Genomic DNA, 10,650 nt, shown 5'->3' with positions numbered 1-10,650 from the left:
GCACGGATTGCAAATCCGCGCTAGCGAGTGATTTTTGATTATAACCTCCCCCCATCGCCTTTCAGGCACTTCCCCAAGGGGAAGATATAAAAGAAATATAGCTACATGCCGATAATCAATGCTCTTCATGGAGAAGCAGTCGAAAGACTGTGAAAGGCTTATTGTTTTGTGCTGGCAGCTAGAAGCTAATAGCTATCAGCCCTTTTCAAAACCTGATTTTACTCAATTTGCCTTTTGTCATGTATATAAGCTGAATATGGTTGTAATTTCGCTCAAAATCGAAAAATTAAAACTTACCATATATGGATACACAAGCGTTTCAGGCAGCAATTTTAGAGGGGATTCCTGAAGTGTTGCCGGCTCCAAAAGCATATGAGCCAAATATTAACCATGCGCCAAAGCGCAAGGAGATATTAACCGAAGAAGAGAAGAAACTGGCGCTTAAGAATGCCTTACGGTATTTCCCGGAGAAGGATCATGCCGAGCTGGCACCTGAATTTCTGGAAGAGCTTAATACTTACGGACGTATTTATATGTATCGCCTGCGTCCCGATTATGAGATGAAAGCACGCCATCTGGATCAATTTCCTCATCAATCACGTCAGGCAGCTGCCATCATGCTGATGATCCAGAACAACCTGGATTATGCTGTGGCACAGCACCCACACGAGCTGATTACTTACGGAGGTAACGGGGCAGTTTTCCAGAACTGGGCACAGTACCGCTTATGTATGCAGTATCTGGCTACTATGACCGATGAGCAAACGTTGGTGATGTATTCGGGGCATCCAATGGGCTTGTATCCATCACACAAAGATGCACCACGCGTGGTGGTAACCAATGGTATGATGATTCCGAACTATTCCAAGCCTGATGACTGGGAGCGTTTCAATGCTCTGGGTGTAACCCAATATGGTCAGATGACCGCTGGTTCGTTTATGTACATTGGCCCACAGGGTATTGTACATGGTACAACCATTACTGTTTTAAATGCCGGACGTAAGATTTCAGGTGGAAAAACGGATTTGGCCGGTAAGCTGTTTATCACGGCTGGTTTGGGCGGTATGTCAGGCGCTCAGCCTAAAGCCGGTAACATTGCCGGTGTTATCAGTATCACCGCCGAGGTGAATCCAAAAGCAACTTATACACGCCACTCGCAGGGCTGGGTTGATGAGGTAATTGAAGATTTGGATGAACTGGTAGCACGTGTCGAAAAAGCGAAGGCTGCCAAAGAAGTGGTGTCTATTGCCTACCAGGGTAACGTGGTGGATGTTTGGGAGAAATTTGCCGAAGAAGGTATTCATGTTGATTTAGGTTCTGACCAAACATCATTGCACAATCCATGGGCAGGTGGTTACTACCCTGTTGGCTTATCGTTTGAAGAGTCAAACAAAATGATGGCTGAGGAGCCTGAACAGTTTAAAGAGAAAGTTCAGGAGAGCTTACGTCGTCATGTGGCGGCCGTGAACAAGTGTACCAGCAACGGCATGTATTTCTTCGACTATGGCAATGCCTTCTTGTTGGAGTCGAGCCGTGCAGGAGCAGACATTCTGAATGAGAAGGGTGACTTTAAATACCCATCGTATGTGCAGGATATCATGGGGCCTATGTGCTTCGATTACGGTTTTGGTCCGTTCCGTTGGGTATGTGCCAGCAACGATCCAAAAGATTTGGAAATAACTGACCAGATAGCCACTGACGTACTGGAAGAGTTGATGAAGGAATCGCCCGCTGAGATACAACAGCAGATGGCTGATAATATCCTATGGATTAAAGAAGCCGGTAAAAACAAAATGGTGGTGGGTTCGCAGGCACGCATCCTGTATGCCGATGCCGAAGGACGTATGCGCATTGCAGCAGCATTCAATAAAGCTATTGCTGAAGGACGCATCTCTGCACCTGTGGTATTGGGTCGCGACCACCACGATGTGTCGGGTACCGATAGCCCATACCGTGAAACATCGAACATTTACGATGGCTCACAATTTACAGCTGACATGGCCGTGCAGAACGTGATTGGTGACTCGTTCCGTGGCGCTACCTGGGTGTCTATCCACAATGGTGGCGGCGTAGGCTGGGGTGAAGTAATGAACGGTGGTTTTGGAATGGTGCTGGATGGCTCTGATGATGCCCACCGTCGATTGACCAACATGCTGTTCTGGGATGTAAATAACGGCATCTCACGTCGTAGCTGGGCACGCAACGATGGCGCTATTTTTGCCATTAAACGTGCGATGGAAGCTAATCCTCAATTAAAGGTGACCATACCTAATCTCACTGACGATAAGTTCATCGACAGCTTATTCTAGGATTCATTTAGCTTTAATATAGTTTAGTTGGGGGCTTGCCGGTGGGCAGGCCCTTTTTTTGAATAAAAAAAAGCTGCCACGCGACAAGCGCGTGACAGCTTTTGAATTATTAGAGGGGAAATTCTTATTTCTTAATTACTTTTTGAGTAGTTGATGTACCATCCATAAATTTCACTTGTACAATATACATACCCTTTGGTAGGTTTGCTGTGCTTACACGTTTACTGCCTGACTGGTTGTTCATAACGACTTGTCCGGCTGTATTAAATAGGATGATGTTTTGTAGTTCTTTTGTTCCCTTTATGTATAACTCATTACTAAATGGGTTTGGACTGATAACAACTTCAGATGCCTTTTGGCTATCCACGCTGGTTGAACTATCATTGATACCAGAAACATATATATCAGTTACTTCCCATGTTTTTGATGCTGTTTCAGAGCAAGTGAAGATAAAAGCAACATGTATACTTCCTGTGATGGAACCTAAATCAATATATCCAGAGTGTGTCCACGCCCAACTTCCAGCTGAAAGCGTATATGCTGGGAACTCAGTCCAGGTAGCCGTTGAAGGATCGCCCTGGCCGTCATAATCTATTGAATATTTTACAACAATGTCATCGCCAGAATAATTACATGCAGTTTGGAATTCAAGAATTTCATCTGTCGAATTATCAAGATTGATAGCTGATGAAATTAGCCAATCCTCATTAATGCCATTATTATTTCCCGACATCTTGGCGAAAGTTGTACCGGAATATTCATCGGCAATCCAAGTATTGGTTCCAGAAACTGAAACTTCGTCAAAACTACCTAATGTTCCCCCACCAAAGTCTTCCCATAATAACTCTACGTCATGACCAACAACAGTAAAGACAGCATCAGATTCATCATTAATTGAAGGAGCTGAGGCATCAACTACTCTTAATTTATATTGATCCCACCCCCAAGCATTAGCTGGAATAGTAAAATCGTAAGTGTTGGCTCCATCTACTGAAGGAATATTATCAGTAATTGGTTCCCACGAACCTCCATCACCAAGAATCTCAAAATATACAGACGATACATTTGTTGAGTTCCAGGCAAATTGAACTTGTTGACCTGTATCGTATGATTCACCTCCATTTGGAGTTGTTAATTCTAATGTACCTGTTGGAGTATATTCTTCCACAACAAAGTTATCCCAATAAACAACAGCTGTTCCATAAGCTCTAACTTCAAATGATAACTCAATAACCCCTGTTGGAGCAGTTAATACTATTTCATAATTCTTCCACTCACCTTTCTCATCCGGAAAATAGGCATCGTTTGGCCCTCTTAATTCGTTTGCATTATTTGTAACCGTGCCACTGGCATCTTTCCAGTAAGACCAGATTCTAGCATCAGTGCCGTCACCAGACTCAATATAATACCATAGAGATATTCTGTAGGTTTGTCCCTCGGTTACTGCAATAGTCTGGGCTATATCCTTTGTGCCATCTGCTATTTGCTTGACAGCAGATGAACCGCTTTGAATTATTGTAGTTTCCTGAGCAACATTTTCGGCTTTTGTCCATCCTGTAGGTGTTGAAGCGTCATCCCAATTCTCAAAATCACCATTAACTAATAGATTTTGACCGTCTACTCCAGCCAAGGAGAGCATTAAAAAGGAGGCAAAAAAGAGTAAAAACTTTTTCATATAAATGTGTTTTAGGTTAAAAGAAAAAAATGTCAATACGAATATAAACAAAAATAGTATGAATGGAGGTGATTTAAGAACTTAAATATTAAGTAATTATTAAGAATATATAGACTAGTAGGTCTAGTTGTATCGCCAGCTGCGAGCTCGCGGTTGATCAGGCAATTTATAGTATTGACTGGCAGTCTCGAAAGAATTAATGCGGAGTGTTAAGTTTATGTTATGCGCAGCAGTACTTATTGCTTAATCAAAGAGGCAATGGTGCGGGAAATGTCTTGCTTGTACTCTCCGGTGTTTAGTTGATGCGCCTGCTGGAGGTATTGCTGCGCTTTGGTACTATCATTTTGGCTCAAATATATTTTAGCCGACTCTATTGCAGCATATGGGCCTATATAGCGCTTATCATCCTGGCATAAACTAATGACTATATCGTAGTGTTTCTGTGCATCCAGGTGCTTATTTAGTGCCTGATGGATGCGCCCCAGCCGATAATGGTACTCCGGTAAATAGTATGTGCTCAACTGTGAAGTGTTTGAAGACATCAATGCTGCTTGTGCTTTCTCATAATAGCCGCCATCAAATAGCAAGCGTGCTTTAAGCAAGGCTACAGGCTCATCTGGCAATGCGGCTAACTCTTTTTGGGCTTGCTTGTCGTTGGATGTTGGGAAGATGGTTTGTTGCTTCGCCAGCATTATCAGGCTATCCCGCTTGTTTGCATTCTGCTGGATATGCCACCACCAGGCCTGACGCATCAGGGCATCGGTCCGAAAGGATTGTCCTTTGTGAAGTCTGGTAAAAGTCTGCAGAGAGTTGGTGGCTGCACTATCCAATTGATTTAATAATAAGCGGCCTTTTACATGGTTCATCAACGGAAAGACCTGAAAATACTTATCAGGAAGATTTTCAACATAGCTTAAGCCTTCATAACCCATTTGCTTTTTAATAGCTAAAGATGCTATAACGAATGATAAAACTGGCGAGTGAAGTTCTTGAGAAGAAGCCATTAACTGAATGATTTCTGTTTTGTCTGGTTCGCCAAATTTAAGCAGGCAGTAGGAGTAGGCCACCAATGCTTCCTGTCTGGCACCTTCGTTAAGATGACTATTTTGTAAGTTAATTTTAAGCAGTTGTAACCCTTTGTCAGCATCCCCTTGTAATCCGAATAGTGAAGCCCAGAAACGGTACTGCTCGGGTATCTGACTCAGGAATACATTAAACAGGCCTTTTATCTTATCGTAGTCATATTTAAAATTGGCCCTATCGGCTCTCGCAAACAGTCGATGGGCTTTGTAAAAAGCACGCACGCCATCGGTGTAGGCTTCGTTACTCCAATACAACAAACTTTGTTGGATAAGGAGTGTGACCTGCATTAAATGAAAGCGCTCATCATCATTAAAATGAGTTTCGAAGTGTTTTAGTCCTTGATGAAAGAAATTCGCATGAACCAGTTGCTCATTGGTCTGATGGGCCATAAAATGACCGTAGAGACGCAGGTATTCATCTTCAATGGATGGGTTATTCCTGCTTTCGAAGAGATGTAAGTTACCCTGTGGCGTCTGGTAGATTCGATTCAGGGTTTCCTGACCTTGGGTTGACAGCAGATAGGCAGATTGCCCGCTAAGTTGCAGTGCAAATGCTGTAATAAAGATACCGGTCAGGATGTGTTTCATGCGTTTGTTTTGCATTAAAAATAGCAAAAGCTATAAACAAAAACAGCCGGAACAAGTCCGGCTGCTAAATATCTCTTACGAATAGGCTTATTCTGCAGTATCACCCATGGCACCGTCAACCAAAATACGGCCACAGTACTCACATACAATAATCTTCTTGCGAGAAGCGATATCCATCTGGCGCTGAGGTGGAATTTTGTTAAAGCAACCACCACATGCATCACGTTCAACAGTTACAACAGCCAAGCCGTTGCGAGCATTCTTGCGGATACGCTTAAAGGCTACCTGAAGACGTTCCGGAATAACGTTCATAATGTCAGATGATTTCTGAATCAGTCGTTCCTCTTCAACCTGAGTTTCACCAACAATTTCTTCCAGTTCTTTCTTCTTGGCATCCAGGTCAGCTTTACGCTCATCTAAAAGAGTTTTAGATGACTCGCCAATTTCTTTCTTATTCTTCAGTTCAACAGTGAACTCTTTAATGCGTTTTTCGCAAAGCTCAATCTCCAGCTTCTGGAACTCAATCTCTTTAGATAAAGAATCGAACTCGCGGTTGTTACGCACGTTGCCTTGCTGAGCCTCATATTTCTTAATTAATAAGTCAGCTTCTTTAATCTCGTTTTTCTTACTCAGGATGGCGTCATTTAATTTCTTAACCTCCCCATCAAGGTTGGCCATACGGGTATCAAGCCCCTCAATTTCGTCCTCCAAATCCTGCACTTCCAAAGGAAGTTCTCCTCTTAACGTACGAATCTTGTCGATCGACGACTCCACACTCTGAAGGTCATAAAGAGCTTTTAATCTTTCCTCTACCGTCATTTCTGGTGCATTTGCTTTTGAATTTGTTGCCATGCTGTTATAAATAATTTACGGGATTGGTATTCACGTTTGATAAATGGATTGCAAAATTAGAGAATTTTTTTGTAAGTAACTCAAAAAAAACTTCTTTAGTGTACTGTTCGCTCTCAAAATGTCCGATATCAGCAATTAAAATCCGGTCTTCGGCATCGGCAAACTGATGGTATTTAAAATCACCGGTAATAAACACATCTGCTTTTTCGGCTATGGCTTTACCTAACAGGAAGCTGCCCGAACCACCACATACAGCCACACGTCTGACGGGTTTGTTTAGCAAATTGGTATAGCGTATGCATTTGGCTTTAAAGGTGTTTTTAATCCTGTTAAGAAACGTGGCTTCATCAACTTCATCGGGTAAATCGCCCACCATACCTATTCCGGCAGAGGGCCATTCATTGGCCAATGGGTAAAGGTCGTAGGCTACTTCTTCGTAAGGATGAGCTTTCCACAGGGCACTTACCACTTTCCCCTTCAGGTAAGCAGGCAAAATGGTTTCTACCCGCACTTCAGCTTCCGTATGAATTTGTCCTTTTTCACCCACATACGGCTTGGTGTTGTCACCGGCTCTGAAGGTACCTTGTCCATTTACATTGTAGCTGCAGGCGTCATAATTACCAATTTGACCGGCACCGGCAGCAAAAACAGCTTCGCGCACTTTTTCAGCATGGTCGGCAGGTACAAATGTTACCAACTTAAGCAAGCTCTCTTTCTTGGGAGCAAGTATTTTACAGTTCTGGAGTCCCAGTTTTTCACACATGCGGCCACTCACCCCGTTAATCACCGAGTCGGCATTGGTGTGTGACGCATAAATGGCAATGTTGTGTTGTATGGCTTTGATAACGATGCGCTCGGTAGCGTTGTGGCCATTTATTTTTTTTAGTCCCGAAAGCATAATCGGATGATGGGCTACCACCAGGTTACAGCCCAGGTCAATGGCTTCATCCATTACCTTTTCTGTAATATCCAAAGTGATAAGTACACCGGTTGCCTCTGCGGCGGCATTGCCCACCAGCAGGCCAACGTTATCAAAATCTTCCTTTAAGGCTGAAGGGGCGAACTGCTCCAGTTCGTTTAAAATATTCTGAATCTGCACAATTGACTGTCTTAATCTATATTATCACGGATTTCCACCAGTAACTCCCTAATGTCTTTCAGCTTTGATACCACTTCGAAGTTATTAACCGTATCGTCATGGTTTTCTTTCAGCTTTTTTTGAGCGCCTTTAAGAGTCATTCCTTTTTCCTTCACCAGGTGAAATATAAGGTGGAAGTTTTCTACATCCTTTGGAGTAAACAGGCGGTTGCCTTTTTTGTTTTTATGAGGCTTGATGATGTCAAACTCTTTTTCCCAGAAGCGGATGAGCGAAGTGTTCACATTAAACATCTCGGCCACCTCACCAATGGAATAGAACAATCTCTCAACTTTTTGCTCTTTGTAAGGCATGATATAATTTTTACTACGTAGTTTTGAAATGCGCTAACACAATATTAGCGGTATTTTCGCGAAAAGCCAAATGGTGGCCATTCGCCTTGGTTCCAAAATTGTATCTTTAGCATCCTAATATTTAGATTATGCAAAAATTATCCCTGCTTTTGATTGGTGTGTTTGGTATCATTATTTCAGGCTTTGCGCAACAGAATAGCGGATTGTCGTTTATTGGAGTAGGGGATATGATGTTGGGCACGCACTTCCCATCTGCCGATTATTTACCACCGAATGATGATCCCTGGCCGCTGCTACATGAGGTGGCACCGGTATTTGCCGAGGCCGATGTGGTGTTCGGTAACCTGGAAGGTGCTTTCCTGGATGAAGGGGATGTATTTAAGCGCTGTAAGGACATCACGAAGTGCTATGCCTTTAAAACACCCACACGCTATGCGCCGGTATTGCAAAAGGTAGGGTTTGACTTTGTGAGTGTTGCCAATAACCATATTAGGGATTTTGGACCAGCCGGACTCAAAACAACCCGCAAGCTGTTGGATAGCCTGGATATTGCTTTTGCCGGTTTAATGGATAAGCCTTCTGTAATAAAGGAAATAAACGGACAACTGATAGGTATGTGTGCATTTGCTCCCAACACCGGAACGGCTCAAATTGGCGACATTGCAGGTGCTGTGCGTATTGTTGAGGAGTTGGATGCACAGTGTGATTATGTGATAGTATCTTTTCATGGAGGCGCCGAAGGTAGAGCGCATATGCATGTTACAAGAGAAACAGAGACTTTCTACGGCGAAAACAGAGGTAACGTGTATGCTTTTGCCCATGCCGTGATTGATGCCGGTGCAGATATTGTTTTTGGACATGGCCCACATGTGCCTCGTTCCATTGAGATTTATAAAAATCGATTTATTGCCTACAGTTTGGGTAACTTCTGTACCTACAGCAGGTTTAACCTTTCCGGTCCTAATGCCTTATCGCCAGTGGTACAGGTGTGGACCAACAGCGATGGCTCTTTCGTTAAGGGTAAAATCCATGCCTTCTATCAGATTAAGGGGAAAGGTACTTTACGTGATCCTGGAAATGCGGTGGTGTACAAGATGCGAGATCTTACCAAAATAGATTTCCCTGAACTAAACCATCGTTTACTCATTGATGATGATGGTGATTTCTACATGCCATTTGAATCACCTCTTCGAGGCAAGGGCATCGGATTAACTAATTACCAGGTAGAGGTACCCGAACGACTCTAGTCCTTATATTTGATGATAAGCAGCAGCCCAATAAAAGCAATGGCACCGTTGTAGATCAGCTTTTCAAAACCGATGGTATAGTTGTAGTCCAGTATGCCAATGATGACTGGAGACAGTATGGCTATGATGGGCACTAAGCTGTCGTGTACTTTGAATTTGGTGAATAAACCGAATGCATACAAACCCAGTAGTGGCCCATAGGTATAACCGGCCAGGTTAAATACAGTACTGATCACGCTGTCGTTGTTAAAAGCTCTGAATAACAATATTACAAAAGCCAGCAAAAGGCTGAATCCGATATGTACCTTAAAACGAGTGCGTTTGGCTTGCGCTTCATCCTTCTTTTCAATATTTAATATATCTACCGAAAAGGAGGTGGTGAGCGATGTTAAAGCCGAGTCGGCACTTGAATAGGCAGCCGCCACCAATCCCAACATAAAGAACACGCCCACAATTTTAGGCAGATAGCCGCCAGTTGCTATTATTGGGAACAAGTCATCTGAGCGCTCAGGTATGGCGATGCCTTGGTTGGCAGCAAACATAAACAAAAGCACGCCCAGACTCAAGAACAGCAGGTTTACAGGAACGAATGAGAAACCATACCAATGCATATTCTTTTGTGCATCTTTCAGGTTACGGCAGGTTAGGTTCTTTTGCATCATATCCTGGTCCAGCCCGGTCATGACAATGGTGATAAAAGCACCTGAGAAAAACTGCTTGATAAAGTGCTGTTTCGACGAAAGATCGCTGAACTCAAATAGCTGTGAGTATTCGCTATTGGCAATGGCCGATATCATGCCACTAAAAGACAGGTTCATGGTTTTGGCAATAACCACAACTGTGATACCTACGCTTAGCAGCATAAAAAGCGTTTGTAAAGTATCAGTCCAGATAATAGTTTTGATACCTCCGCGAAAGGTGTAGAGCCAAATTAGCAATATGGTCACCAGCACGGTTATTTCAAAGGAAATATTGAAGGCATCAAAAACTGCTATTTGCAGCACATTGGCCATGAGGTAGAGACGAGCTGACGCACCGATGGTACGCGACAACAGGAACAAGGCCGCACCCGACTTATACGACCAGAATCCAAAACGTTTATCAAGGTAGGTATAAATAGACGTGAGGTTAAGACGATAGTATAGTGGCAGTAGAATATGAGCAATCACCAGGTATCCCAGGAAATAGCCAAATACCATCTGCATATAGGTCAAACCGGTTGAACCCACCCATCCGGGTACTGATATAAAGGTAACACCAGACAATGATGCCCCAATCATTCCGATGGATACTATGTACCAGGGCGATTGCTTATTGCCTCTGAAGAAGGTATCGTTATCGGCCTTTTTGCTGGTTAAAAAGGAAATAAGGATTAAAAGGCCAAAATAGCTGGCTATGATAGTGGCTGTTAATGCTGGATTCATTGGTTCTGAATTTTACAGCACTAA

8 protein-coding genes are annotated in these 10,650 nt (G+C 43.2%); 2 read left to right on the top strand and 6 right to left on the bottom strand.

From position 1 onward, the window contains the following. The first annotated feature begins 302 nt into the window (after nucleotides 1–302). Nucleotides 303–2,309: a urocanate hydratase gene (locus KDU71_RS06025; RefSeq protein WP_212189011.1), complete on the top strand. Its 2,007-nt coding sequence runs from the start codon at nucleotides 303–305 to the stop codon at nucleotides 2,307–2,309. Nucleotides 2,310–2,433: 124 nt separating this feature from the next. Here KDU71_RS06025 and KDU71_RS06020 read toward each other — a convergent pair whose 3' ends face one another. The 5 genes from KDU71_RS06020 to KDU71_RS06000 all read right to left on the bottom strand — a co-directional run bounded on the left by KDU71_RS06020 (nucleotide 2,434) and on the right by KDU71_RS06000 (nucleotide 7,955). Then, nucleotides 2,434–3,984 carry a T9SS type A sorting domain-containing protein gene (locus KDU71_RS06020; protein ID WP_212189010.1) on the bottom strand — a complete coding sequence of 517 codons (1,551 nt, stop codon included), beginning with the start codon at nucleotides 3,982–3,984 and terminating at the stop codon, nucleotides 2,434–2,436. A 236-nt stretch (nucleotides 3,985–4,220) separates the two neighbouring features. After that, a complete protein-coding gene (locus KDU71_RS06015; RefSeq protein ID WP_212189009.1) occupies nucleotides 4,221–5,654 on the bottom strand; it encodes a tetratricopeptide repeat protein in 1,434 nt (477 codons plus the stop codon). An 87-nt stretch (nucleotides 5,655–5,741) separates the two neighbouring features. After that, complete coding sequence (locus KDU71_RS06010) at nucleotides 5,742–6,506, bottom strand: zinc ribbon domain-containing protein (protein ID WP_212189008.1); 765 nt, start codon at nucleotides 6,504–6,506, stop codon at nucleotides 5,742–5,744. Between the two features lie 4 nt (nucleotides 6,507–6,510). After that, nucleotides 6,511–7,605 (bottom strand): Nif3-like dinuclear metal center hexameric protein, encoded by a 1,095-nt coding sequence (locus KDU71_RS06005; RefSeq protein ID WP_317195159.1) that lies wholly within the window; start codon nucleotides 7,603–7,605, stop codon nucleotides 6,511–6,513. Between the two features lie 11 nt (nucleotides 7,606–7,616). Then, on the bottom strand, nucleotides 7,617–7,955 hold the full coding sequence (locus tag KDU71_RS06000) for a MerR family transcriptional regulator (RefSeq protein WP_212189007.1): 339 nt from the start codon (nucleotides 7,953–7,955) through the stop codon (nucleotides 7,617–7,619). 128 nt (nucleotides 7,956–8,083) lie between these two features. Between KDU71_RS06000 and KDU71_RS05995 the strand changes: the two genes are divergently transcribed. Beyond that, nucleotides 8,084–9,202 (top strand): CapA family protein, encoded by a 1,119-nt coding sequence (locus tag KDU71_RS05995; RefSeq protein WP_212189006.1) that lies wholly within the window; start codon nucleotides 8,084–8,086, stop codon nucleotides 9,200–9,202. On the opposite strand, the gene KDU71_RS05990 is transcribed toward KDU71_RS05995, so the two are convergent. Continuing rightward, complete coding sequence (locus KDU71_RS05990; protein ID WP_212189005.1) at nucleotides 9,199–10,626, bottom strand: sodium:solute symporter; 1,428 nt, start codon at nucleotides 10,624–10,626, stop codon at nucleotides 9,199–9,201. The two genes, KDU71_RS05995 and KDU71_RS05990, sit on opposite strands and share 4 nt — an antisense overlap. Between the last annotated feature and the right edge of the window lie 24 nt (nucleotides 10,627–10,650).

This window comes from Carboxylicivirga sediminis (assembly GCF_018156225.1).
In the GTDB taxonomy this organism is placed as follows: Bacteria; Bacteroidota; Bacteroidia; order Bacteroidales; family Marinilabiliaceae; genus Carboxylicivirga; species Carboxylicivirga sediminis.
This window is presented reverse-complemented; position numbering and strand designations above follow the sequence as displayed.

What these genes read in the sequence shown, in the direction of transcription:
- KDU71_RS06000 (WP_212189007.1), bottom strand. Translation starts at nt 7,955, where the DNA reads ATGCCTTACAAAGAGCAAAAAGTTGAGAGATTGTTCTATTCCATTGGT.
- KDU71_RS06025 (WP_212189011.1), top strand. Translation starts at nt 303, where the DNA reads ATGGATACACAAGCGTTTCAGGCAGCAATTTTAGAGGGGATTCCTGAA.
- KDU71_RS05995 (WP_212189006.1), top strand. Translation starts at nt 8,084, where the DNA reads ATGCAAAAATTATCCCTGCTTTTGATTGGTGTGTTTGGTATCATTATT.
- KDU71_RS06015 (WP_212189009.1), bottom strand. Translation starts at nt 5,654, where the DNA reads ATGAAACACATCCTGACCGGTATCTTTATTACAGCATTTGCACTGCAA.
- KDU71_RS05990 (WP_212189005.1), bottom strand. Translation starts at nt 10,626, where the DNA reads ATGAATCCAGCATTAACAGCCACTATCATAGCCAGCTATTTTGGCCTT.
- KDU71_RS06020 (WP_212189010.1), bottom strand. Translation starts at nt 3,984, where the DNA reads ATGAAAAAGTTTTTACTCTTTTTTGCCTCCTTTTTAATGCTCTCCTTG.
- KDU71_RS06010 (WP_212189008.1), bottom strand. Translation starts at nt 6,506, where the DNA reads ATGGCAACAAATTCAAAAGCAAATGCACCAGAAATGACGGTAGAGGAA.